General features: G+C 74.3%; 21 protein-coding genes and 1 pseudogene. 13 read left to right on the top strand and 9 right to left on the bottom strand.

The features are described from left to right. Nucleotides 1-102: 102 nt before the first annotated feature. Together OYE22_RS10370 and OYE22_RS10365 are read right to left on the bottom strand one after the other, a co-directional pair. A complete protein-coding gene (locus OYE22_RS10370) occupies nucleotides 103-510 on the bottom strand; it encodes an ATP-binding protein (RefSeq protein ID WP_277320131.1) in 408 nt (135 codons plus the stop codon). Between the two features lie 461 nt (nucleotides 511-971). Further along, on the bottom strand, nucleotides 972-2,078 hold the full coding sequence (locus OYE22_RS10365) for a hypothetical protein (protein WP_277320130.1): 1,107 nt from the start codon (nucleotides 2,076-2,078) through the stop codon (nucleotides 972-974). Between the two features lie 179 nt (nucleotides 2,079-2,257). Between OYE22_RS10365 and dapE the strand changes: the two genes are divergently transcribed. Continuing rightward, nucleotides 2,258-3,346, top strand: coding sequence for a succinyl-diaminopimelate desuccinylase (gene dapE, locus OYE22_RS10360; RefSeq protein ID WP_277320129.1), 1,089 nt, complete (start codon nucleotides 2,258-2,260; stop codon nucleotides 3,344-3,346). Nucleotides 3,347-3,561: 215 nt separating this feature from the next. Beyond that, complete coding sequence (locus OYE22_RS10355) at nucleotides 3,562-4,350, top strand: TIGR00730 family Rossman fold protein (protein WP_277320128.1); 789 nt, start codon at nucleotides 3,562-3,564, stop codon at nucleotides 4,348-4,350. A gap of 113 nt (nucleotides 4,351-4,463) precedes the next feature. On the opposite strand, the gene folP is transcribed toward OYE22_RS10355, so the two are convergent. Further along, nucleotides 4,464-5,324, bottom strand: coding sequence for a dihydropteroate synthase (gene folP / locus OYE22_RS10350; RefSeq protein ID WP_277320127.1), 861 nt, complete (start codon nucleotides 5,322-5,324; stop codon nucleotides 4,464-4,466). A gap of 122 nt (nucleotides 5,325-5,446) precedes the next feature. On the opposite strand from folP, the gene OYE22_RS33405 reads away from it, so the two are divergent. Both OYE22_RS33405 and OYE22_RS10340 read left to right on the top strand, forming a co-directional pair. After that, nucleotides 5,447-6,097: a DivIVA domain-containing protein gene (locus tag OYE22_RS33405; protein WP_348652199.1), complete on the top strand. Its 651-nt coding sequence runs from the start codon at nucleotides 5,447-5,449 to the stop codon at nucleotides 6,095-6,097. Continuing rightward, nucleotides 6,094-6,711, top strand: a complete 618-nt coding sequence (locus OYE22_RS10340; RefSeq protein WP_277320126.1) for a DNA-3-methyladenine glycosylase I — start codon at nucleotides 6,094-6,096, stop codon at nucleotides 6,709-6,711. Before OYE22_RS33405 ends, OYE22_RS10340 begins: the two co-directional genes overlap by 4 nt. A gap of 183 nt (nucleotides 6,712-6,894) precedes the next feature. Here OYE22_RS10340 and OYE22_RS10335 read toward each other — a convergent pair whose 3' ends face one another. Beyond that, the gene (locus tag OYE22_RS10335) at nucleotides 6,895-7,695 is read right to left on the bottom strand and encodes an enoyl-CoA hydratase-related protein (protein WP_277320125.1); all 801 of its coding nucleotides are present in this window, start codon (nucleotides 7,693-7,695) and stop codon (nucleotides 6,895-6,897) included. A 569-nt stretch (nucleotides 7,696-8,264) separates the two neighbouring features. Here OYE22_RS10335 and OYE22_RS10330 point away from each other — a divergent pair. Next, nucleotides 8,265-8,432 (top strand): DUF3117 domain-containing protein, encoded by a 168-nt coding sequence (locus OYE22_RS10330; protein ID WP_003966491.1) that lies wholly within the window; start codon nucleotides 8,265-8,267, stop codon nucleotides 8,430-8,432. Between the two features lie 727 nt (nucleotides 8,433-9,159). Here the strand turns inward: OYE22_RS10330 and OYE22_RS10325 are convergent. Next, entirely contained in the window at nucleotides 9,160-9,834 is a 675-nt protein-coding gene (locus tag OYE22_RS10325) for an O-methyltransferase (protein ID WP_176163919.1), read from the bottom strand. Nucleotides 9,835-9,975: 141 nt separating this feature from the next. Between OYE22_RS10325 and sigE the strand changes: the two genes are divergently transcribed. From sigE to OYE22_RS10300, 5 genes are all read left to right on the top strand, one after another. Next, complete coding sequence (gene sigE, locus OYE22_RS10320) at nucleotides 9,976-10,752, top strand: RNA polymerase sigma factor SigE (RefSeq protein ID WP_277324080.1); 777 nt, start codon at nucleotides 9,976-9,978, stop codon at nucleotides 10,750-10,752. Further along, entirely contained in the window at nucleotides 10,749-11,672 is a 924-nt protein-coding gene (locus OYE22_RS10315) for an anti-sigma factor (protein WP_277320124.1), read from the top strand. The genes sigE and OYE22_RS10315 overlap by 4 nt, the downstream gene beginning before the upstream one ends. A 210-nt stretch (nucleotides 11,673-11,882) precedes the next feature. Continuing rightward, on the top strand, nucleotides 11,883-13,892 hold the full coding sequence (locus tag OYE22_RS10310) for a trypsin-like peptidase domain-containing protein (protein ID WP_277320123.1): 2,010 nt from the start codon (nucleotides 11,883-11,885) through the stop codon (nucleotides 13,890-13,892). 380 nt (nucleotides 13,893-14,272) lie between these two features. Beyond that, nucleotides 14,273-14,710, top strand: coding sequence for a sec-independent translocase (locus OYE22_RS10305; protein ID WP_277320122.1), 438 nt, complete (start codon nucleotides 14,273-14,275; stop codon nucleotides 14,708-14,710). Between the two features lie 192 nt (nucleotides 14,711-14,902). Next, complete coding sequence (locus OYE22_RS10300) at nucleotides 14,903-15,514, top strand: hypothetical protein (RefSeq protein WP_277324079.1); 612 nt, start codon at nucleotides 14,903-14,905, stop codon at nucleotides 15,512-15,514. Between the two features lie 328 nt (nucleotides 15,515-15,842). On the opposite strand, the gene OYE22_RS10295 is transcribed toward OYE22_RS10300, so the two are convergent. The 3 genes and pseudogenes from OYE22_RS10295 to OYE22_RS10285 form a co-directional block, all read right to left on the bottom strand. Then, on the bottom strand, nucleotides 15,843-17,009 hold the full coding sequence (locus tag OYE22_RS10295) for an Mrp/NBP35 family ATP-binding protein (RefSeq protein WP_277320121.1): 1,167 nt from the start codon (nucleotides 17,007-17,009) through the stop codon (nucleotides 15,843-15,845). A gap of 418 nt (nucleotides 17,010-17,427) precedes the next feature. Further along, nucleotides 17,428-17,889: pseudogene (locus OYE22_RS10290) on the bottom strand (DUF1003 domain-containing protein); the annotation flags it as partial. Continuing rightward, complete coding sequence (locus OYE22_RS10285) at nucleotides 17,879-19,192, bottom strand: CBS domain-containing protein (protein WP_277320119.1); 1,314 nt, start codon at nucleotides 19,190-19,192, stop codon at nucleotides 17,879-17,881. The gene OYE22_RS10285 and the pseudogene OYE22_RS10290, both read right to left, overlap by 11 nt. Nucleotides 19,193-19,538: 346 nt before the next feature. On the opposite strand from OYE22_RS10285, the gene OYE22_RS10280 reads away from it, so the two are divergent. Together OYE22_RS10280 and OYE22_RS10275 are read left to right on the top strand one after the other, a co-directional pair. Further along, nucleotides 19,539-20,327, top strand: coding sequence for a hypothetical protein (locus tag OYE22_RS10280; RefSeq protein ID WP_277320118.1), 789 nt, complete (start codon nucleotides 19,539-19,541; stop codon nucleotides 20,325-20,327). A gap of 133 nt (nucleotides 20,328-20,460) precedes the next feature. After that, entirely contained in the window at nucleotides 20,461-21,297 is an 837-nt protein-coding gene (locus OYE22_RS10275) for an SDR family oxidoreductase (protein ID WP_277320117.1), read from the top strand. A 48-nt stretch (nucleotides 21,298-21,345) separates the two neighbouring features. Here the strand turns inward: OYE22_RS10275 and OYE22_RS10270 are convergent, their stop codons facing one another. Next, nucleotides 21,346-21,966, bottom strand: a complete 621-nt coding sequence (locus OYE22_RS10270; protein WP_277320116.1) for a hypothetical protein — start codon at nucleotides 21,964-21,966, stop codon at nucleotides 21,346-21,348. A gap of 216 nt (nucleotides 21,967-22,182) precedes the next feature. Here OYE22_RS10270 and OYE22_RS10265 point away from each other — a divergent pair, with 216 nt between their 5' ends. Beyond that, entirely contained in the window at nucleotides 22,183-23,133 is a 951-nt protein-coding gene (locus OYE22_RS10265; protein WP_348652198.1) for a DMT family transporter, read from the top strand. The last annotated feature ends 31 nt before the right edge of the window (nucleotides 23,134-23,164 follow it).

Raw genomic sequence — 23,164 nt, 5'->3', positions numbered from 1 at the left:
GCGAGCGCTCCGTCAGGAAGGCGCTCGCCGGGCCCGTCGGCCGCGTCGGGAACGGTCGCGAGCCCCGCCGTGGGGGAGACGGGGCCCACGGTGGGGGCCGCGTCAGCCGATCGGCAGGCCGGTGCCGGTGAGGTTGTCGGGCGAGAGGGCGCCCTCCAGCAGACTGCCCATGGGGGGCTGGCCGCTCTGCTGGTAGGGGGCCTGGGGGAGCGCCTTGGCCGCGAGCTGTTGCGCCTCCTCGGCCGGCCTGACCGCCTTCCTGCCGAGCGGGCCCACGACCCTGCCCGCCGCGGGCCCGGCCTTCTCGACGAGTCCGCCGCCGACCTCGCCCGCGGTCCGCGTGGCCTCCCGCGAGGTGTCGTCCACCGCCTGGCCCAGCGGGGGGCCGGCCAGGTCGTTCGGGGACGGCGCGGGGGCCGCCTGCGCCACCCCGGCGCCGACCAGGGGAGCCGCGCCCGCGGCGACCAACAGCGCGGCCCGGGCGATCCGACGCTTGAGGGGGAGGGACATAGTGCTCCTTCGACGGTGTCATGCGGATACGTCTGGTGCGCGACATCTGAATGTGCGACGCCTGATGTGGGTGTCCAGCGCGTGGACGTAGTGACTACCGCGTGAGGACTCGGAAAGTTGCGGTTTCGCAAGGTAATGAATTGTTAATGTGTCGCATTATCGCGCCAGTTGGAGCATGCCAATTACCGGCGCCCCACCCACAAAGGGCCCGCAGCACGCGCCGACGTGCTTCGTGACGCCTGGCCCCGACGCGGGGGGCCGCGCGCGCGGCGGCGTATCGCGGGCCGGGTGATGTGTGGCGTCGTGGGGCGGTGGCTGAGCGGGAAGACGGGCGCGCTGTCCCGCGCGTGGGCCTCCGGCGTGCCGCGCCTGCCGGGCCCCCGGCGGGGGCGGCCGTTGGACGGCGGCGAGAGCGGGGAGCGACTCGCGAGGGCCCGTCGAAATCACCGCGCGCGCCGGATTCACCGAGCGAGTTCGATGCGTACCTCTGTCCGGGAATTCCCCGCAGCCGAATCCCCGGAATGGGCGCCCTTTCGGGAAACCGTTCGCCAACCCTTTTCCGACGCGCTCGCCGACCATTCCCGGCCGTCGAAGGAGATGCGCGCGATGCGCAGTTCGCCGGCGTGCGCCAGCGCCCAGTGCGCCAACTCCCAGCCGCGCTGCCGCGGATCGCCGCCCGGGGCCGTCGTCCGCACCGGGACGCGCACCTCGGAGCTACCCGCGTCCCCGTCCGCCGTGCCCGGTCGCGCGCCCGGTCCTGGCGGGCCCGCCGCGCCCGTCGCCTCCTCGGCGGGGGCCGTGGGGGAAGCGTCGCCGTCGGTCGCACCGTCGCGGCCGGCGCCGGTGTCCGGCTCGCCGATGCCGCCCAGCTCGGTGGCGGCGTTCCCGGTCCGCCGCGCCTGGTCACCGCTCCCGTCGGCGCTCGGCCCGCCCACCACCGGCCCGAACTCCCGCGCGATCAGCGCCCGCAGCCGGCGCGGGTCACCGGGCTCCCCGTCGTCCGGCAGCGCCGGGCAGCGGAAGGAGCCCGCTAGGTGACCGGTCAGTGACGCGGTCAGCAACCGGGCCTTCGCCTCGTGCTTCGCGTACGCCTGCGGGAAGCCGCTGAACTGCACGCGCTGCGCCGCGACGGTCAGCGGCAGCCGCGAGTAGCCGGGCACCTTCACCAGGTCGTCGAAGAACTTGCCGGACGCGTAGACCGGGTCGAGGATCTGCCGCGTGGTGCCCCAGCCCTGCGAGGGGCGCTGCTGGAAGAGGCCCAGCGAATCGCGGTCGCCGCGCCGGATGTTGTGCAGCCCCGACTCCTGCATGGCGGTGGCGAGCGCGATGGTCACCGCCCGGTCGGGCAGGCCGCGCGACGCGGCGACGGCCGCGATGGTGGCCGCGTGGCGCGACTGCTCCGGATCGAGTTCGAGCCGCTCGCCGTCGGCCCGTACGACGCAGCGGGGCGGGCCGCCGCCACCGGTCAGCACGTGCGCCGTCGCGTACCCGATCAGCGCGAGGAGAACCGCGCACGCCACCCCGGCGCGCGCCCGCCGGGCGCGGTTGCGGAGGAAGGGGAGGGACACGCGTCACACCGTACTGGAGTGCGTGCGCCCGCCACGGCAGGGGCCGAGGGCCTGGTCGGGGCGTCACCGTCCGCCCGACTTCCCGTGCGGCGCACGGGCGCGCGCACGCGAGCGGAGGGCGGATCGCCGGGCGCGGGCGCGCTGGGACGGCCGGCGCGGCACCCCGTAGGGTCACACTCATGGAGCATGAGCACCCCGCACTTGACCTGTCCGTGGACGCCGCCGAGCTGACCGCCCGCCTCGTCGACTTCGCCTCCGTGAGCGGCGAGGAGAAGCCGCTGGCGGACGCCATCGAGCGCGCGCTGCGCGACCTGCCGCACCTGCGCGTGGACCGGGACGGGAACGCCATGGTCGCGCGGACCGACCTCGGGCGCGCCGAGCGCGTGGTGCTCGCCGGCCACATCGACACCGTGCCGATCGCCGACAACGTGCCCTCGCGCCTGACCGAGTCCGCCGACGGCGAGAAGCTGCTCTGGGGCTGCGGCAGCTCCGACATGAAGTCGGGCGTGGCCGTGCAGTTGCGGATCGCGGCCACGGTGCCCGAACCCAACCGCGACCTGACGTTCGTCTTCTACGACAACGAGGAGGTCGCCGCCGAGCTGAACGGTCTGCGGCGACTGGCCGAGAAGCACCGCGACTGGCTGGCCGGCGACTTCGCGGTGCTGCTCGAAGGCACCGAGGGCCAGGTCGAGGGCGGCTGCCAGGGCACGCTGCGGGTGCGCGTCGAGACGACCGGCAGGCGCGCCCACTCGGCGCGCAGCTGGCTCGGCGACAACGCCATCCACCACGCGGCGCCGATCCTGGACCGGCTCTCCCGGTACGAGCCGCGCAGCGTGGCCATCGACGGCCTCACCTACCGCGAGGGCCTGAACGCGGTACGGATCGAGGGCGGCCACGCCGGCAACGTGATCCCCGACGCCTGCGCCGTGACCGTCAACTTCCGCTTCGCCCCGGACCGCTCGGAGGAGGAGGCGCTCGCGCACGTACGCGAGGTCTTCGACGGGTACGACGTCGTCCTCACCGACAGCTCGCCCGGCGCGCTGCCGGGCCTGGCGCACCCGGCCGCCGCGGCGTTCGTCGCCGCGGTCGGCGCCGAGGTCGGCCCCAAGTACGGCTGGACCGACGTCGCCCGCTTCTCCGCGCTCGGGGTGCCCGCGGTCAACTACGGCCCGGGCGACCCGAAGCTGGCCCACACCCGCGAGGAGCACGTTTCGGTCAGCGCCATCCTGCGCGCCGAGGAGCGGCTGCGCGCCTGGCTGACGGCCTGAGCCGGCCGCGTTGGCCCACGCCACCGGCGTGACGACCGGGGCGCGGTTGGTCGCGCGGTTGGCCTGAACGCGCGGTGGCTGGTGCCCGTCCCGCACGCGTACCGCTGGCCTTGCTCATGTGAAACCCCGCTGGTCGGCCCGGCAGGAGGCATACGCTGAAGCGCACAGGTCCTCCCCCCGCCCGGCGGGGGGAGGAGCACGCGAAGGGAGCGCATATGGCCAATGCCGAGAACGGGCGCACGCCTACCGAGACCGGACGTACGCCGGGGGAGCAAGCCCCGCAGCGGGAGCAGCGCCTTGGGCCAGTGGTGCGTCGCCGGGGTCAGATGCAGTCGGGCACGACGGACCAACACCTCCTCGACACCCACGGCGGCAGCGGCTGGGTGCACGAGGACCCGTTCCGGGTGCTGCGCATCCAGTCGGAGTTCGTCGAGGGCTTCGGTGCCCTGGCCGAACTGGGCCCGGCGGTCAGCGTGTTCGGTTCGGCGCGCACGGCCCCGGACACGCCCGAGTACGAGGCGGGGGTGCGGATCGGGCGGGCGCTCGTGGACGCCGGCTTCGCGGTGATCACCGGCGGCGGGCCCGGCGCGATGGAGGCCGCGAACCGGGGGGCGTACGAGGCCGGTGGGGTCTCGGTCGGACTCGGCATCGAGCTGCCGTTTGAGCAGGGCCTGAACCGTTACGTCGATATCGGGGTGAACTTCCGGTACTTCTTCGTGCGCAAGACGATGTTCGTGAAGTACGCGCAGGGCTTCGTGGTCCTGCCGGGCGGGCTCGGCACGCTGGACGAGCTGTTCGAGGCGCTCACCCTGGTCCAGACCCGCAAGGTGACCCGCTTCCCGATCGTCCTGTTCGGCACCGCCTACTGGGAGGGGCTGGTGGACTGGATGAAGAACACGCTGATCGCCCAGGGCAAGGCGTCGCCCAGGGACCTGGACCTGTTCCACGTCTCGGACGACGTGGACGAGGCGGTCGCGCTGGTCAGCAAGGAGACGGGCGTCTGAGGGCCCGCTGACCGGCCCCTGCCGGCGGCTCCGCGCCCGAGGGCGCCGGGCCGCGCGGCGGGGCGCGGGGCCGGTCGCCGCGGGGCGCGGAGCCGGTCGCGGCGGGCGGCTCGTCAGGCCAGGCCGCGGCGGGCCACGGCCGGGGCCCGGTGGCCCGCGATGGCGGCCACCATGTCCAGCACCTGTCGGGTCTCGGCCACCTCGTGCACCCGGTAGACCCGCGCGCCGAGCCAGGCCGAGACCGCCGTGGTGGCCAGGGTGCCGATCACCCGCTCCTTGACCGGCTTGTCGAGCGTCTCGCCGACGAAATCTTTGTTGGAGAGCGAGACGAGCACCGGCCAGCCGGTCGCGGTCATCTCCTCCAGCCGGCGGGTGGCCTCCAGCGAGTGGCGGGTGTTCTTGCCGAAGTCGTGCCCGGGGTCGATCAGGATGGCGTCGCGGCGCACGCCGAGCGCGGCGGCGCGCTCGGCGAGGCCGAGCGTGACCCGCAGGATGTCGGCCATCACGTCGTCGTAGGCGATCCGGTGCGGCCGGGTCCTGGGCTCGGCGCCGCCGGCGTGCGTGCACACCAGGCCCACGTCGTACCGGGCGGCGACCTCGGCCAGCTTCGGGTCGACCCCGCCCCACGCGTCGTTGAGCAGGTCGGCGCCGGCCTCGCAGACCGCCTCGCCGACCTCGTGCCGCCAGGTGTCGACGCTGATCACCACGTCGGGGTGGCGCCGTCGGACCTCGGCGACGAACCCGACCGTGCGCCGCGCCTCCTCCGCCGCGCTCACCTCCTCGCCGGGGCCCGCCTTGACCCCACCGATGTCGATGATGGCGGCCCCCTCCGACACCGCCTGCTCGACGCGGTCCAGCGCGGGCTCGTCCCGGAAGGTCGCCCCCTGGTCGTAGAAGGAGTCCGGCGTACGGTTCACGATCGCCATGATCACCGGCTCGTGCGTGTCGAACCGGCGCCGTCCCAGCCGCAACATTGCCTAACTCCCTCGTCCGTGGTCCGGCAGCGACCCTAACCGCTGCGGCGTACGGCGACGGTGTCAGTGGGGCATGGCACGATCGAGGCTGTTGAATCGCGGATGCACCTCGGGGAGACGTCGTGTTCTGGTTCTTGCTCATCGCGCTCGTCGCGGTCGTCGGGGCGGTGACGCTCGTCGTGGTCGGCGGTGGCGACGGCGCGGCACTGCCCGAGGCACAGCCGGATCGGCTCCTCGACCCGCTGCCCGAGGACCGGCCGGTGGACCGCGCGGACATCGACGCGCTGCGGCTGCCGCTGGCCCTGCGGGGGTACCGGATGGCGGAGGTGGACGACGCGCTCGGCCGGCTCGGCGCCGAACTGGCCGAGCGGGACGCCCGGATCGCCGAGCTGGAGGCCGTCGTCGCCGGCACCGACGCCAGGGCGTACGCGGGCCCCGGGCTGATAGGCGACCCGGCCGCCGCGCGCGCCGCCGACGCCCCTCGGCCGGGCGCCGGCGGTACCGGCGCTACCGGCGACGCGGGTGGCGCGTCGCCCGCTCCCGCCGCGAGCGCGCCGGCCGTGGCGAAGCGGCCCGAGCCCCCACGGGACAGCGCCGTGCCCGACGGGGGTGTCTCGTCCGACGAGGGAGCCGTGTCCGACGAGGCGGGCAAGCCTGACGGGGGAGCCGAGCCCGTCGCCGGCGACGGTGACGGCGGCGAGCCCGGGACGCGGGCGGCCGAGCCCGGGTCGGGTCGCGCGGGCCGGGGCGAGGAAGAGGGGGAGCGGGCATGAGCGAGACGGGGATCTCGGTGGGGGCGGAGGCGGGGCCCGACGGCCTGCTGCGGTGTGCGTGGGGGCTGGGGGCGGAGTCGATGGAGGACTACCGCGCCTACCACGACCACGAGTGGGGCCGCCCGGTGCGCGGGGACGACGCGCTCTACGAGCGGCTGAGCCTGGAGGCCTTCCAGTCCGGCCTGTCGTGGATCACGGTCCTGCGCCGGCGCGAGGGCTTCCGGGCGGCGTTCGCGGGCTTCCGGATCAAGGCGGTGGCCGAGTTCACGGACGAGGACGTGCGGCGCCTCCTCGCCGACCCGGGCATCATCCGCAACCGGTCCAAGATCACGGCGGTGATCCACAACGCCACGGTGGCCGCCGAACTGGCCGAGGGCGAGCTGGACGAGCTGATCTGGTCGTACGCGCCGGACCACGCCGACCGCCCGGCGCCACGCACCCCGGAGGAGGTGCCCGCGATAACGCCGGAGTCCACCGCCCTCGCCCGCGACCTCAAGAAGCGCGGTTTCCGCTTCGTCGGACCGACCACGGCCTACGCCCTCATGCAGGCGTGCGGCCTGGTCAACGACCACCTGGCCGACTGCCACGTGCGGCGGGCCGGCCAGCGCGGCTAACGCCGACCGCGCCCGCCCCACGGCCCGTTGGGGCGAATGCGGGGCGGGCGCGGGGCGGGCGCGGTGCGGGCGCGGGGGGCCCGGCGCGTCGCCGTGTGCGGTGCGTACGCGGCGCGTGGTACGGATGCGGCGTGCGGGCGCGGTGCGGAACGCGGGGGTGCGCGGGCGGCGCGTGCGTGGGGGTCAGCGGCCCAGGAAGGTGGGCTTCTCCTTCTTCACGAACGCGTCCACGGCGATCCGGTGGTCCTCCGACGCGCCCGCCCTGGCCTGGAGTTCGTCCTCCTTGGCCAGCGTGTCGAGCAGGCCGTGGCCGGCCGCGTAGGCGAGGGACTCCTTGATCGCGGCGTAGGCGACGGTGGGCCCGTCGGCGAGCCGGCGGGCGATCTTCGTTGCCTCGGCGGCGAGTTCGGCGGCCGGGACCACCGTGTTCGCGATGCCGAGGCCGGCGGCCTCGTCGGCCTTGACGGAGCGGGGGAAGAGCATGAGTTCGGCCGCCCTGCCGTGGCCGATGAGCCGGGGCAGCGTCCAGGAGACGCCCGAGTCCGCGCTGAGGGCGACCCCGGCGAAGGAGGTGTTGAACGAGGCGGTGTCGGCGACGACGCGGTAGTCCGCGGCGAAGGCGAAGCCCGCGCCGGCGCCCGCCGCGACGCCGTTGACCCCGGCGACGACCGGCTTCGGCATCCCGGCGATGGCCGCGACGATCGGGTTGTAGTGCTCCTTGACGGTGTCCATGGTGGCGCCCGATGCGCGCACCGCGTCGTCGTGCAGCCGCTCGATGTGCTCCTTGAGGTCCTGCCCGACGCAGAAGGCGCGCCCGCTGCCGGTCAGCAGCACGGCGCGTACGGCCGGGTCGTCGGCGGCCTGCCGCAGGGTGTCACGCAGGGCCACCTTCAGCTCGGTGTTGAGCGCGTTCATGGCGTCGGGACGGTTGAGGGTGATCGTCGCGAGTCCATCGGTCACGTCGTAGAGCACGGTGTCGGCCATGGGTGGGTCCCCTCCGTATGGGTCCGTGGGTCCGTCGCGCCCGCGGTCCGCGGGCCCGTGGGACGTACGGGCGGCGTCGTCCGGGGCCACGGTGCGCCGCGCCTCGGCCCGCCCCGGTCGGGGTCGCCGCGCGGGGACCGCGGTGCCACGCGGCGGGGTGCCGGCGGCCCGCGCGGCCCGTACCGAGCCGCCGTGGCCGGCCGGAGCCACCGCCGTGGCCCGGTCGCGGACCGCCGCGTTCCGATCAGCCCGTGTATACGCCGGCCGGCCGGGGCGCGGAGGTCGGTGTAGGCTCCCGCGGTCCGCGATCAGCATGCCGGAGATCCGCACGCCCGTCATGTGACCTGCGTCAAAGAACCGACCTACCGTTCGGGCCGAGCCGTCGCGCGGGATCGCGGCCCGATCGCCGAATTGAGTGGTTTTGGGGGAGTCGGGCACGAAGGCGATGACCGCCGCCGTTGGTCATCGGGTCATGGCATGCGGGATAATGGCGGGGAAGCAATGTGTTCGATGCCGGTGACACCTAGGTTGTCGGCTGCGATGAGCTGGTTTCAGGAAGGGGAACGAGCATGGCGGCCATGAAGCCGCGGACGGGCGACGGCCCGCTCGAGGTGACCAAGGAGGGGCGGGGCATCGTCATGCGCGTTCCGCTCGAAGGCGGCGGTCGACTCGTCGTCGAGCTGACACCGGACGAGGCCGACGCGCTGGGCGACGCACTGAAGAAGGTCGTCGGCTAGCAGCGGGCCACAGGAATCATGCGCACTGCCCCGGTCACTGGTGAGAACCAGGAGCCGGGGCAGCGGCGTTCGCGCCGCCCGTCGGGGCCGGCCCCGCACCGGACCACGCCCACTTCCGCGCCCGCCCCACCCCGTGCCGGTCCCGGCCCGACCTCTCTGGCCCGCGCCTGTCCCGAGTCCGGCGCACCGCGCCGACGCCCGCCCCGCCCGCTGAGGGCTGCCCCGCCCGCCGAGGCCGCGCCGGGTACCGGAACCGCCGCCCGCCGTCCTCCGCTTCCCCCGGCCCGCACCCCTCGCCCGCACCCGTTCCGGGCCCCACGACGCCGTGGGGCCGCCACGCGACGTGACCTTCGTCTCTGCCCGTGGGGCGGGGTATTCGCGCGGTTTGAACCGGTTGCTCCGGCCGCTCCGGCCGGGCTCCGATGGCTGATTGCACGGCCCGGAGGCTCCGGCACCGCGGGCGCTTCCGCGCCATTCGCGGCACGGGGGGGTGGGTGGGGGCCGTGGCACGGGGAGTGGGTGGGGACCGTGGCGCGAGGGAGCGGGCGGGGGCCCGGCGCGGGGAATGGGTGGAGCCCGTGGCGCGAGGGAGTGGGCGGGGCCCGGCGCGGCGTGGGGAGTGGGCGGGGCCGGCGCGGCGCGCGTGGCGAATGGTGTCGGGGACGCGCCCGTGGCGACCGGTGTGGGGAGGCGCGGCGAGAAGCCCCCTATAGAGAAGGGTGACCGGTCAGCCGCGCTTGACCGCGCACAGCAGACCGTCGCCCACCGGGAGCAGGGACGGCTGGAGCACCGTCGACTCGCGCACGGCGCGCAGCAGCTCGCGCAGCCGCAGCACCTCCGTCGGCTGGGCGGCCGACTCCACCGTGCGGCCGTCGGCGAACACGCCCTCGAAGCAGACCAGTCCGCCGGGGCGTAGCAGGCGCAACGATTCGGCGAGGTAGTCGAGGCACTCGGCGCGATCCGCGTCACAGAAGACGAGGTCGTACCCGCCGTCGGCGAGCCGGGGCAGCACGTCGAGCGCGCGGCCGGGGATGAAGCGGGCCCGGTTCCCGGCGAAGCCCGCCGCGCGGAACGCCTGCCGGGCGAACTGCTGCCGCTCGGGCTCCAGGTCCACCGTCGTCAGGACGCCGTCGGGCCGCATGCCGTGCAGGAGGTGGATGCCGGAGACGCCGGTCCCGGTGCCGATCTCGGCCACGGCCTTGGCGTCGGCGGTGGCGGCGAGCAGGCGCAGCGCGGCGCCCGTGCCCGAGGACACCGAACGCAGCCCCGCCTCCCGAGCCCGCTCGCGAGCCCAGCGCAGCGCTGTGTCGTCGATGTGCTCGACGCCGTACGCCTCGGCGAACGCCCAGCTCGTCTGCCGGTTGCCGGTAATGGCCCTCTCCTGTCCCCGTAGTTGACGCAACGGTGACTGTATCCGCTGCGCTCGGGAACCCGCAGATGGGACCGGGCGTTGAAAGGGGACGGATAGATCGCGCGAGCACTGAACGATCAAGTCCAAATGCAGGTCAATATTGCTTATCCGGAGCTAACGGGCGAGGTGGATATGGTAGGGGCTCTACTGGAGACCACCAGAGCCGACAGGGGAGGTGCGGCTGCGACCGGTGGCCGAGGAGTGCTGCGGCGCTTTCGCGGGCCGACGGACGAGCCGAAATCCGTGACAAACACCGCTGACCGTTTCCGCACTACCGAATCCGCAGCTACCGCGACTTTCGCCACCGATGCGGATTCGCAGGCGTGGACCCCTCCCACCTGGGAGGAGATCGTCAGCACCCACAGCGCACGGGTCTATCGCCTCGCTTACCGTCTCACTGGTAACCAGCACGACGCCGAAGACCTGACCCAGGAAGTGTTCGTCCGGGTTTTCCGCTCCCTGTCGACGTACACGCCGGGCACCTTCGAGGGCTGGCTGCACCGCATCACGACCAACCTGTTCCTGGACATGGTCCGCCGCCGGCAGCGCATCCGCTTCGACGCGCTCGGCGACGACGCGGCCGAGCGGCTGCCCAGCCGCGAGCCCTCCCCGCAGCAGCACTTCAACGACACCCACTTCGACGCCGACGTCCAGCAGGCGCTGGACACCCTCGCGCCGGAGTTCCGGGCCGCCGTGGTGCTCTGCGACATCGAGGGCCTCTCGTACGAGGAGATCGCCGCGACGCTCGGCGTCAAGCTCGGCACGGTGCGCAGCCGCATCCACCGCGGTCGGTCGCACCTGCGCAAGGCCCTCCAGCACCGTTCCCCATCGGCCCGCGCTGAGCAGCGCGCGGTCGCCTCGGTGTCCCCGGCCGCGCCGGGGCTCAGCGGGGAGGTAGGGATCGCGTGACCGGATCAGGCGGTCAGTCCCCCGCCGAGCAGCACCTCGGCGACCGCCTCGCGGCACTGGTCGACGGCGAGTTGGGACATGATGCGCGCGAGCGGGTGCTCGCGCACCTGGCGACGTGTCCCCGCTGCAAGGCGGAGGCCGACGAACAGCGACGGCTGAAGAACATGTTCGCCCAGGCGGCGCCGCCCCCGCCGTCCGAGGGGTTCCTCGCGCGGCTCCAGAACCTGCCCGCCGGCACGCTCACCGGCGACGACGAGCGCTCCCCGCTCGACGGCCCGGCGCGCGACCGGGACCCTTTTGACCCGCGCGAGGAAACGTTCGCGTTCCTGCCGGCGAGTGCCCCGACCCCTCGTGAGCGCGGCTTCCGGATACACGAGGTGGACCGCTCGCTGCCCCGCAGCAGGCGGTTCGCCTTCGCCGCGGCCGGCGCCGTGTCACTGGCCGCCGTCGCGCTCGGCGGTGCGCTGCCCCTGGACGCCGCGGTGGATTCGCCCGGTGGCCGGGGTGAGGGCAACGGCACCGCGACCACGCCGCTGCGTACGGACGGCGGGGACCGCACCTGGGCCGGGGCGCAGGAGAACGCCCGCCGGTCGATGGGGTTCTTCTCGGCCAGTGGCGAGCGCTCGGCGCAGCTCGACCCGCGCACCGGCCTGCCCCTCACGGCGCCGCCCACCGCGACCACCCACCCCGGCGTGCGGCCGCGCGCGCACGAGGCGCCGCCGCACTCGATGGGCAGCGCGCTACCGCCGCTGCTCCATCCGGTGCTGTCGCTGGCGGCCCGTTCGCCAGCCGGTCAGCCCGAGGCGCGCGAGCGGCAGGTGGCCCCGGCGCCCACCCAGATGGACGTCCCCTCGCACCCGGCCAGCCAGTCGACGCCGCTGACCGGCGCCGGGGCGGACCTGGGCGGCAGCCCCCGCTGACCGTCGACCAGGACGGGCACGAGAGCACGACGCGCCGTGGGTCGGCCCCCGCCGGTCGGGGCCGGCCCACGGCGCGGCCTGACCGGCCCACTGCGCGGGTTCGGGCAGACCTGATTGAATCGCCAGTGGGTCGCGCCGACCGGGAGTGGCGAAGCACGCCCGTCGGGAGCGCGGCCCGCGCCGGGACCGCGGGCGAACTGTGGGGAGAGCATGAACGACGGGAAGACCCCGAGGCCGAAGCCGAAGTGGTGGAGCCGTCCGCACATGGGCTTCGCGGGACAACCGCACGCGGCGGACGAGGCCCCACGCGCGGCGGACGAGACCCCGCACGTGGCGGACGAGCCCACGCCGGAGCAGCCCGCGGGCCAGGACCCGACGCGTACCGACGCGGCCCACGCCGCCGTGGAGCGCGACGCGGCGGGCACCCAGGCGGGCGAGGCGTCGGACGCCACGGCCGGCGCGGCGCCCTCGGCGCCCGACGCCTCGGGTACGGACTTCGAACTGGCCAAGGCGGCGCCGAGCCAGGCCCCACGGCCAGCGGACCAGACCCCGGAGCCCGACGTACGCCCGGCCACGACCTCCGACGACGCCGCTGGCGGCACGACCACGGACGGCTCGACCACGGACGGCACGATCACGGAGGGCACGACCTCGGACGGCGCTGCCGCACCCGCCGGGGTGGCGGACGAGGGCGCGCCGGTGGAGCGGCCCAGGCCCCGGCACGAGCCCGATCCGTACAGCACGCCGCCCTACGGCGAGCCGGGCCCGTGGGCGCCGGCGCCGCCCGTGCAGCACCCGGTGGCCACGCCGGCGCACGGCACCCACGTGCCCCCGCACCACGCGAACCCACCGCACCCCGGGATGACGCCCGCGCACGGCACCGCGATGCCGGCGCACCCGACGCCCGGCCCCCAGCCGTACCCCGCGCACCAGCACCCCCAGCCCGCCGCCGGGCAGCCGGCCCCGCCGCAGGCGCCGGGGGTGTACGCCGCGCAGGCCGGGCACGAGGCCCAGGCTGGCGCGCAGTGGCAGCACTACGACCCGTGGCGCGCGCCGGTGGCGGCCGGCGCCGGGCAGCCGGGTCCGGCGCGGGCGGCGCGGCGGCGTGGCCCGCTGGTGATCGGCGCGCTACTGCTCGCGCTGCTGGCCGGCGGCATCGGCGGCGGCATCGGGGTCTACCTGGAGCGGGAGACCGGCGACAGCGAGCAGATCCATCTGCCGCAGGCCCCGTCCGACACCCAGCAGGCCAGGGACCCGGACAGCATCGCCGGCATCGCGGCCCGGGCGCTGCCCAGCGTGGTGACCATCCACGTCAAGGGCGCCGGCGAGCGGGGTACGGGGACCGGCTTCGTGCTCGACAAGCGCGGCAACATCCTGACCAACAACCACGTCGTGGAGCCGGCCGACCAGGGCGACTCGGACGCGGCCATATCGGTGACGTTCAACGGCGGCCAGACCGCCCGGGCCAAGATCGTCGGTCGGGACGCCGGGTACGACCTGGCGGTCATCCGGGTCCAGGGCGTCACCGGGCTCAAGCCGCTGGCCCTCGGCAACTCCGACTCCGTGCGGGTCGGCGACCCGGTGGTGGCCATCGGCGCCCCGTACGACCTGGCGGGCACGGTCACCTCCGGGATCATCAGCGCCAAGGGCCGCCCGATCACGGCGGGCGGCGAGAAGGTCGACGGCAGCGACATCTCGTACGTGGACGCGTTGCAGACCGACGCGCCGATCAACCCCGGCAACTCCGGTGGTCCGCTGGTGAACGCCGACGCGCAGGTGATCGGCATCAACAGCGTGATCCGCGCCGCGAACGACGGTGGGCTCGGCGGCGGTCAGGGTGGCAGCATCGGCCTGGGCTTCGCGATCCCGATCAACCAGGGCAAGCGGGTCGCGGAGGAGCTGATCAACACCGGCAAGGCGACGCACCCGGTGATCGGCGTCACGCTCGACATGAAGTTCCGGGGCGAGGGCGCGCGGGTCGCGGAGTCCGGCAGCGACGGTCCCGCGGTGACCGAGGGCGGGCCCGGCGACAAGGCGGGCATCCGGTCGGGCGACGTGATCACCAAGGTGGACGGCGTGCCGGTGCAGAGCGGCCAGGAACTGATCGTCAAGATCCGTAGCCACCGGCCCGGTGACCGGCTGAAGCTGACGCTGGAGCGGGACGGCGACGAGCGCACCGTCGAACTGCCGCTGGGCTCCGCGAGCGACATGGACCGCTGACCGAACGGGCCGACCCCCGGCCGGACGGGCCGGCCCCCGGGTCGGGCGGTGGGCCGGGCGGTGGCGCGTGTGGCGTCTGTGACAGCGCGGTGGTGCCGGAGGCGGGGTTGTGCGCCGGGCGTCACCCGGAGTTTGCTGTGCGGAGAAGGTCGGCCCGGCGGCGCGCGGCGTGTGCCGGGGCCGCCGGGGCGGTGATTCAAGGGGTCGCGGGGCGGTGGGGAGCGGGGAACACGCCGCGCGAGGGGCGGGTTCCGTCGGGTTCGTCGGGGCGCGGCGCTTGGTCTGATGTTGGTCTGGCCGTCTCCCGTACCTCACCGTGAGGCAGGTACCGTGTTGGATGGCCTGGACCGTTGGCCACGGACGCATCAAGGAGCTGCAAGGTGTTCTTCGACATAGGACCCCTAGAGCTGATCGCTCTCATCATCCTTGCGGTGCTCATCTTCGGCCCGGACAAGCTGCCCAAGGTGATCCAGGATGCCGCCCGTTTCATCCGTAAGGTCCGGGAGTTCTCGGACAGTGCGAAGGAAGACATCCGGACAGAGTTGGGCCCGGACTTCAAGGACTTCGAGTTCGAGGACCTGAACCCCAAGACGTTCGCGCGCAAGCACCTGCTCGACAAGGACGAGCTGGGCCTGAAGGAGATCCGCAACGGTTTCGACTTCAGCAAGGAGATGGCCGAGGTCGGCGACGTGACGCAGACGCGCGACACCGTTGGCGGAGTCGACTCCGCCCCCTCGTCCGGCGGCTCTGACCTGCTGCGCAAGCGCGACAAGCCGGAGCGCGACGACCGGCCACCCTTCGACTCGGACGCCACCTGATCCCATTCGGGCCGACCTGTATGGCTATCCTCCCTGTGTCCAGGTGAGGTCGCCTGAAGGGGGGCGGGCCGCCACGACGTAGGGCAACGAGGAGGCTCCGCGCAGATGGAGACGACGAGTCGGACAGACGTGCAGGACGCGGAGTCGACTCCGGGCGTGCCCGGGGAGGACGCCGCGGCGGTGCGGCAGGGCATGCCGGCCGCGGTGCGCAGGACGGTCGACGGCTACCTGATGGCCGCCTTCCCCTGGTACGGCCTCGACGAGGCGTTCGCCGGGCCCCGCTGGTTGATGCAGGTGGGCGCGGCGGCCGACGGCACCGTGGAGCACGGCGCGACCGGGCACGGCGAGGAGCCCTCGCTGAAGGTGGAGACCACCGCGGAGAGCCGGGACAAGCAGCGCTTCGCCGTCGTCGTGACGGTGGCCAGCCGCCCGGTGCGGCGCAGCGCGGACGGCACCGGGATGCTGGAGGCGACCTCCGTCTCGTCGGCCGCCTGGCTGGCGGGCTCGGGGCTGCTCTCGTGCACCTGGCCGTCCCAGATGGAGCGGGCGCTGCGGCAGGACTGGCTCGACCAGCAGACCGCGATCGCCTGGGAGCTGGCGGACGACCTCGGCGGCCCCGCGTGGTCGCGGCTCACGCTGCCCGTGGACGGCGTGCCGACCGACTTCCACTACCGCGAGTCCGAGTACGGCTGGGTGCTCGCCGGTTCGGCCCGCGAGGGCGTGCACGTCGGGGCCTACGGGCGCGGGATGAGCGCCTACGGGCTCGGGTTCTCCGTGGTCAAGGACATCACGACATACGCGTAGGGGCGTCGGCCCCGTGATGGCGGGGGCGCGGGAGCACCGGCTCCGGCGTGACCGACGCGGTGCCGTGCCGGCACGGCCGTTCCGGTCCCGGTTCCGGGCGAGGTGTGGGCGCGGTATCGGGTAGGGCCTGACCGGGGGCAGGCGGACCGGGCCGACCGGCGGCGGCTACGCGCCCGAGGGAATCGCTGCGGCACATGGCGTACGGGGCCTACGCCTCCCGGTGGAAGGGCTGGCCCGTCGTCGGTGTGATCCGGAGACGAGTGGAACGGGATACCCGGCGGCTGCTCCGAGGCGGGGGGCCCGCCCGGGAGCAGCCGCCGGGTGCGTACTAGAACTTGTTGCGCGGGGTGATGCCCAGCGACAGGCCGGCCAGGCCGCGCTGGCGGCCACCGAGCTTGCCCGCGATGGAGCGCAGCGCGCTGCCCGCCGGGGACTCGGGGTCGGTCAGGACGACGGGCTTGCCCTCGTCGCCGCCCTCGCGCAGCCGCACGTCGATGGGGATGGCGCCGAGCACCGGCACCGTCGCGCCGGTCGTGCGGGTCAGGCCGTCGGCGACGGTCTGACCGCCGCCCGTGCCGAAGACGTCCACCATCTCGTCGCAGTGCGGGCAGGGCAGCCCGGACATGTTCTCGACCACGCCGACGATCTTCTGGTGGGTCTGCACGGCGATGGACCCGGCGCGCTCGGCGACCTCGGCCGCGGCCTGCTGCGGCGTCGTGACCACCAGGATCTCCGCGTTGGGCACCAACTGGGCCACCGAGATGGCGATGTCGCCGGTGCCCGGCGGCAGGTCGAGCAGCAGCACGTCCAGGTCGCCCCAGAAGACGTCCGCGAGGAACTGCTGGAGCGCTCGGTGCAGCATCGGCCCGCGCCAGACCACCGGGGCGTTGCCCGGGGTGAACATGCCGATGGAGATGACCTTCACGCCGTTCGCCGACGGCGGCATGATCATGTTCTCGACCTGGGTCGGCCGGCCGGAGGCGCCGAGCATGCGGGGGACCGAGTGGCCGTAGATGTCCGCGTCCACGACGCCGACCTTCAGGCCGTCAGCGGCCATCGCCGCCGCCAGGTTGACCGTCACGGACGACTTGCCGACGCCGCCCTTGCCGGAGGCCACCGCGTACACCCGGGTCAGCGAGCCGGGCTTGGCGAACGGGACCTCGCGCTCGGCCTGTCCGCCGCGCAGCGAGCTGGCCAGCTCCTTGCGCTGTTCGTCGCTCATCACGTCCAGCTCGACGCTGACGTCGCTCACGCCGGGGACCCTGGCCACCGCCTCGCGCACCGAGCTGGTGATCGTGTCGCGCATCGGGCAGCCGGCGACCGTCAGGTAGACCGCGACCGCCACCGCCCCGTCCGGGGCGATCTCCACCGATTTGACCATCCCGAGTTCGGTGATCGGGCGGTGGATCTCCGGGTCGTTCACCGTCGCGAGCGCGTCGCGGACCGCCTCTTCGGCGGGAGCGGCGCCGTGAGGGCCGGTCGTTTCGGTAGCCATGCCCCGATGGTACGGCGCGCGCCCAGTGCGCGGGAAAGCCTGTGGACGGTCGCTTTCCTCACGCCCGAGGGCGCCGTATGCCGGGAATAGCCGGGCTGCCGCGCGGATGTCCCGCCCGCGCGCCGGGGGCCCCTCAGCCCCCGGCGCCGGCTCAGCCCCGCAGGGGTCCGCTTCAGCCCCGTGGGCCGCCTCGGTCCTCGGCGCCGCCCGGTCCCTGTGGCCCGCCCGTCCCGCGCGGTCGGCCGTCGCGCGGTGGCCTGCCCCGGCCGCGGGCCGCGCCGCCCCGGGGCGACTGCTCGTGGGTGGCCTCGGCGACGTCGGGGCCGTGCTCGGCGGCCCATTCGTCGGCCCGGGCGTGCTCGCGGTGGCCGGTCTGCCGCCGCGGCGCCGGCTGGTCGGCGTTGGCGGCGCGCTGCCGCTCCAGCTCCCGCACCAGGTCCTCGAACTCCGAGCGGATCCAGTCCCGGGTCGCCACCTCGCCGAGGCCGAGCCGCAGCGCGGCGATCTCCCGGGTCAAGTACTCGGTGTCGGCGATGCTGCGCTCGTTCTGCTTGCGGTCCTGTTCGAGGTTGACCCGGTCCCGGTCGTCCTGGCGGTTCTGCGCGAGCAGGATCAGCGGGGCCGCGTACGACGCCTGGAGGGAGAGCGCGAGGGTCAGGAAGATGAAGGGGTAGTTGTCGAAGCGCAGGTCGGCCGGGGCGCTGGTGTTCCACACCACCCACAGCACGATGACCACCGACATCCAGACGATGAACCGTCCGGTGCCCAAAAAGCGCGCCGTGCGCTCGGAGACGCGGCCGAACGCCTCCGGGTCCCAGCGCGGCAGCAGGCTGCGCCGCGGCTCGCGGGGTTGGTCCAGGCGGATGCGCTCACCGGCCATCGGTCACCTCCGGCAGGTCGGGGACGCTCGCGCCGTGTAGTTCGCGCTCGCGCCAGTCGTCGGGCAGCAGGTGGTCGAGCACGTCGTCCACGGTCACCGCGCCGAGCAGCGCTCCGCTGGCGTCCACGACGGGCGCGGCGACCATGTTGTACGCGGCGAGGTAGCTGGTGACCTCCGGCAGCCCGGTGTCCGGCGGCAGCGGGCTCAGGTCGCTGTCCACGAGCGAGCTGACCAGCGTGAACGGCGGGTCCCGCAGCAGTCGCTGGAAGTGCACCGTGCCCAGGTACTTGCCGGTGGGCGTCTCGTCGGGCGCCCGGCACACGTACACCTGGGCGGCCAGCGCGGGGGACAGGTCGGGGTTGCGCACCCGGGCCAGCGCGTCCGCCACCGTCGCGTCCGGCAGCAGCACGATCGGCTCGGTGGTCATCAGCCCGCCCGCGGTGCGCTCCTCGTACGACAGCAGCCGGCGCATGTCCGCGGCGTCCCGTGGGCGCATCAGCGTGAGCAGCCGCTCCTTGTCCTCCTCCGGGAGTTCGGAGAGCAGGTCGGCGGCGTCGTCCGGGTCCATCGCCTCCAGCACGTCGGCCGCGCGCTCCTCCTGGAGCTTGCCCAGGATCTCCACCTTGTCGTCGTCGGGCAGCTCCTCCAGGACGTCCGCGAGCCGGTCGTCGTCGAGCGCGGCGGCCACCTCGGCCCGCCGCTTGGCCGTGAGGTGGTGCAGCACGCTGGCCAGGTCGGCGGGGCGCAACTGCTCGAAAGTGGCCAGCAGGCTCTCGGCGCCCTGCCCCGACTCGTCCAGCGAGAAGCCCGTCACCGCCGACCACTCGACGGTCAGCGCCTCCCCGGACCGCCGGCCGCCCCCGGGCCACCTGTCGCGCAGCGTGGGGGCCTTGCCGCGCCGTACGAAGACCTTGTCGATCTCCCAGTCGCGGCGGGCCGGCAACTGGGCCACCGCCACGTCGAGGACGGTCACCTCCTCACCGGTCTCCACCAGCGTGACCCGGCGGTCGAGCAGCTCGCCGAGGACCAGGGTCTCGGTCGGGCGCTGCTCGAAGCGGCGCATGTTGACCACGCCGGTGGTGATCACCTGGCCCGACTCCACGCCGGTGACCCGGGTCATCGGCAGGAAGATCCGGCGCCGGCTGACCACCTCGACGACCAGGCCGAGGACGCGCGGCGGCCGGTGGCCGAGTCCGAGCATCGCCACCAGGTCCCGCACCCGGCCCACCGGGTCCCCGTTGGGGTCGAACACGGCGACACCGGCCAGGTGCGAGACGAACACGCGCGGGGCTGCCGCTCCCATGCCACGCGCCTCCTTTCACGAACGGACCCGAGTTGGCCGTCACCTGCCGACGGCGCGGGGTCCGACCATCTCGGGTACCTCTGTATACCTCCTTGTATCCAGGAATCCACGAATATCAGTTGATAGCCCGCGCTTCCCTACGCGGTGGCCCCGGCGGGCCGGGGGCGTTCGCCGGGCGATCGCGGTCGATATCTGATACGTGACGGTTATTCCGTTTCGATCCGGCGCGCGGCGCTTCGCTCAGTCGTATTCCCGAAAGCGCCACCTTCCCTCACGGTGCGCTGTCATCGTGCTCACACGGCACCGGTACGCTGCCCGTGCACCGGCATCAGGAGGCAGAGCGGACGTGCGCACCTGGAAGACGGCTCTCGCTGCGGCGACCTGCGCGGGACTGGCCGTCGCGACGCTCGCCGGCTGCGGCGGCGACGGCGAGAAGAAGAAGGACCCCGACGCGGGCACCAACGGCGTCGGCAAGCTTCCCGCCGACAGGATCGAGGCCAGGGCGCGCCAGGCCGCCGAACGCGCCGGCGCGGTCCACCTGACCGGCAACGTCGTCAGCAAGGGCCGTACGTACACCCTCGACATGCGGCTCAAGGGCGACGGCGGCACCGGCCAGGTCTCCACCAAGGGCAGCACCTTCCAACTGCTGCGCATCGACAAGGAGCTGTACCTCAAGGCCGGCGCCGACTTCTGGGTCCACGAACAGGGCGGCGACGCGACCCCCGCGGCCGGCTCCGGCAAGGACGGCGGCTCCGCGGCGGACCGGGCGGCGGCCAGGAAGCTGGACGGCAAGTACGTGAAGGTCCCCGCCGGCGACCCCGCGTACAAGCAGCTCAGTGGCTTCACCGACAAGGCCATGCTGCTCGACGGGTTGCTCGGGCTGCATGGTGAGATCACCAGCGGCGTGCGGGCCAACGTGGGTGGCGTGCCCACCATCCGGGTCACCGGCGACCGGGGCAACGGCGGCACGCTGGACGTCTCGCTGCGCGGCACCCCCTACCCGCTGCGCCTGCACCGCGCGGGCGGCGCGGGCGTCATCCAACTCACCGACTGGAACAAGGACTTCTCCCTCACCGCGCCACCCAAGAGCGAACTGGTCGACTACGGACAGCAGTTGCCGCAGAGCGACGGCTGACCGCACGCGACACCCGACGGGCGGCGACTGGCCGACTCTCGTCCGTCCGCGTATCCGGTGTGCGGCCTTTTAGGGGTTCGTCAGGTCGGCGGCGCCCTGGTTGGGCGTGGCCGATTTTCATAGCCTTGCCACCATGAACACCACAGCCACCGCACCCACCACGTCCACCACCTCCGCCACGACCGCCCCGCTGCGCCGGGAGCAGGAGCCCGCGAACCTGCTGGCCGGCAAGGTCGCGTTAGTCATCGGCGCGGGCCGCGGCATCGGCGCCGCGGCGGCACGCCTGTTCGCCCGGGAGGGCGCCCACGTCCTGCTCGCGTCCCGGGCACAGGACGAACTCAAGACGGTGACCGAGGACATCAGAGCCGCCGGTGGCATCGCCGAGTACACGCCATGTGACCTGGCCGACGGCGACAGCGTGCACGCCGCCGTGGAACGCGCCGTCGAGCTGTACGGCCGGCTCGACGCGGCCTTCAACAACGGTGCCACCGGCGCCCCGCCCGGCCCACTGGACCAGGTGCCACTGACCGAACTGGACCGCGTCTACGCCGTCAACCTCAAGGGCACCTGGCAGGCCATGGCCGCCGAGGTCGCCGCGATCCGGGCCACCTCGGGCACGGGCGCCATCGTCAACACCTCCAGCGTCGGCAGCCTCATGGGCAACTCCGAACTGGCCGCCTACGCCGCGATGAAGCGGGCCGTCAACAGCCTCACCGAATCCGCCGCCATCACCTACGGCCCCGAGGGCATCCGCGTCAACGCCATCGCCCCGGGCACCACGCTGACCGAGATGATGTACGACTGGGACGTCGCGTCCCCCGGCACCATCGAACGCCTCAACGCCCGGACCCCGCTGCGCCGCGCGGCCGACCCCGTCGAGATCGCCGAGGCCGCCGCCTGGCTGCTCAGCGACCGCTCCTCGTACGTGACCGGGACGGTGCTCCGGGTCGACGGCGGCCTGCGTTCCTGAGCCCGGCCCGCGCTCCTGACGCCTGCCGTGCCCGTGGGGGCGAACCGCTCAGCGCGGGTTCCCGCGGGCGTTCTTACGGGCGCGCCGGCGCAGCAGCTTGGGCAGCGCCTCGGGCATCGGCTTCCGGGTGGTGGCCGGGGTGGGGACCGGGGCGGCGACCAGCGAGCCGTCCGGCAGCGCGGCCAGCGGGGCCGGGGCCGGCTCCAGGCGCAGCACCCGGCACTCGCGCGCCCAGCGCTCGACGACCTGCGCCGAGTCGGGTGCGTTGAGCCGCTTCGGCTTGAGCTCGGCCACGGCGGCCTCCCACGCCTCGCCGCGCGGCGCCAGCTCCACCACCCGGGCCGTCCAGCCCACCAGGCGTCCGCCCTTGTCCTTGCTGCGCACCGTCACCGCCGCGGTCCCGCCGTCGGTCAGCCCGAGGCCGTCCAGCGGCTGCTCCATGAGCCCCATGCCGCGCGACGGGGCGCCGTCGCGCGCGTCGGCGGAGCCGGCGTCGGGCTCGTACGAGCCGACCAGCGTGGCGGCGCCCTCGTGCCACACGTGCCACAGCGCGCGCGGCGCGCTCCGGGTGGCACCGGCGTCACCCAGCACCCAGATCAGGCCGGACTTCTTCGTCGCCTCTTCGATCAGCGCCCGATCCGTGAGGGCCTGCTCCACGCTGTGCGTCATGAACCCAGCTTATGGGTTGGTCGCGGCGCTGACAGCGGGCCGTACGCCCGCCGTACGCCGCCCGCCCCGCCCCGGACCAGCGCCTCCGCGCCTCCCGGCCCTCCGCACCGGCCCCGGCACGCCACGCGCCGGGGGCCACGGGGTGCGGGGCGGAACCGGCCGCACGCGCGGGACGTGCCAGTACCGTCCCAGTGCGGCACGCCTTACTCTGTGGCCGTGCGCCTTCGACCGGCCAAATCAGGCGGCCTCGCCCCACGCTCCGCGACCGCCCCCGCCGCCGGCGGGGGCGGCGGGCCGCTGTCGCTCGACCTCGCCCTGCTCGGCGTCGCCATCGCCGGCATCTCGCTGTCGGCCCCGCTCATCGCGGCGACCGCGGCCCCCGCGCTGGCCGTCGCCCTGTGGCGCAACGTCCTGGCCGTCGGCGTGCTCGCCCCGGTCGCGCTGCTGCGCCACCGGGCCGAGCTGCGCGCGACGGGCGCGCGGGCGGTGGGCCTGTCGGCCGCCGCGGGTGTGTTGCTGGCGCTGCACTTCGGGCTCTGGCTGCCGAGCCTGCACATGACGTCGGTGTCCTCCTCGATCGCCCTGGCCACCACCACGCCGATCTGGACCACCGTGCTGCTGCGGCTGCGCGGCCAGCGCTCGTCGGGCCTGGTGTGGGCCGGCGTCACGGTGGCCTTCCTCGGCGTGCTGCTGCTCACCGGCGTGGACCTCTCGCTGTCGCCGCGCGCCCTCGCGGGCGACGCCCTCGCCCTGGCCGGCGGCATGGCGGGCGCCGGCTACATGCTGGTCGGCGCCGAGGTCCGGCGGACGGTGAGCACCACCGCGTACACCTGCGTCTGCTACGCCACCGCGGCCGCCGCGCTCCTGGTGGTCTGCCTCGTAGCCGGCGTGCGGCTCGGCGGCTACAGCGGGGAGACCTGGCTGAAGCTGGCCGTGCTGACGCTGACCGCCCAGTTGCTCGGCCACTCGCTGCTCAACCGCGTGGTGCGCGGCCTGGGCCCGGCGATCACCTCGACCGGCATCCTCCTGGAGACGCCGGGCGCGGCGCTGATCGCGGCCCTGTGGCTCGGCCAACACCCGCCGGCCGCCGCCTACCCCGCGCTCGGCATCATCCTGCTCGGCCTGGCCCTGGTCGTCCTGGACGGCCGGGGCAGGCGCGGCGGCTGAGCCCGACCGGCCCACCGCCGCGCCCCGGCGG

The organism is Streptomyces sp. 71268 (assembly GCF_029392895.1).
GTDB lineage: Bacteria > Actinomycetota > Actinomycetes > Streptomycetales > Streptomycetaceae > Streptomyces.
Note: the sequence above shows the minus strand (reverse complement) of the source record. Positions and strands in the feature narration are given on the sequence as shown.